A 1,056-nucleotide genomic window follows, 5' to 3' on the forward strand; every position below is an offset into this window, starting at 1 on the left:
AAAATTAACCAGACCGGCAGCGGTGAACTGACGCTCCATACCCGCACCCTGAATAACCAGGAGGGGACCGTGTTCAATCAGGGGACATTGACCCTCACCACTGACCGGCTTAATAACCGTCAGGGCACGATTGCCAGTCAGGGCGAGGACCTGCATCTCACCGCGCATCAGGCCGATAACACCCAGGGGACGGTGCAACTGGCCGGTCAGGGGCGATTATCGCTCAACACCCAACGGTGGCGGGGAGATAAGGGCAAACTACTGACCAATGGTGCCCTGACGATACAGGCCGGTGAACTGCAACTCAACCAGGCCGAGACTCAGGCCGGGCAGATAACCCTCAACGCCGACACCCTGAGCCATCAAGGCGGCGTGATGCAACAACAGGGCAAAGATACCCTGTCCCTCACCACCCGGATACTGGATAACCAGCACGGCACCCTTGCGGGCAACGGCAACCTGAACCTTAAAGCAACGACCGTCGATAATCGTCACGGCCACATCGTGGCCGCCGACAAAGGTTCGCTGGCCCTGACGGTCAAAGACACGCTGGATAATCAGGCGGGCCGACTGGAAGCGGGCCACGCGCTCCAGCTCAGGGCATCCCAACTGAATAATGGTCAGGGGAACATTGTGGCCACCGGGGACAGCGCTACCCTCACCGTTGACAAAACCCTTCAAAACGCTCACGGTCATCTTGAAGCCAAAACCCGCCTGACCACCTCCAGTCAGGCGTTGGATAACGCGCAGGGGGTGTTGCTGGCGCAAAACATTGACAGCCAGACCACCGGCCATCCTTTCACCAATACCGCCGGACAGGTGATAGCCGAAGACACCCTGACCTTAAACAGCGGCGAACTGGATAACACCGCGGGGCTGTTACAATCGGGTGGCGAGATGGCCGTTGATACCCGCGGTCACTGGCTCGACAACGCTGCCACGACGGACAAAAAAGGTGGCCGGTTGTTAAGCGGCGGACACTTAACTTTGCGCACCGGCGACATCAATAACACCGGTGGGGTAATCGCGGCAGAGGGCAAAACCACCCTGACCAGC

Annotated in this window: 1 pseudogene; it reads left to right on the forward strand. The window is 59.1% G+C overall.

Annotation, left to right across the window (positions count from 1 at the left end):
* Nucleotides 1-1,056: pseudogene (locus EAE89_RS22990) on the forward strand (hemagglutinin repeat-containing protein); the annotation flags it as partial.

The organism is Photorhabdus heterorhabditis, from assembly GCF_018448905.1.
GTDB lineage: Bacteria > Pseudomonadota > Gammaproteobacteria > Enterobacterales > Enterobacteriaceae > Photorhabdus > Photorhabdus heterorhabditis.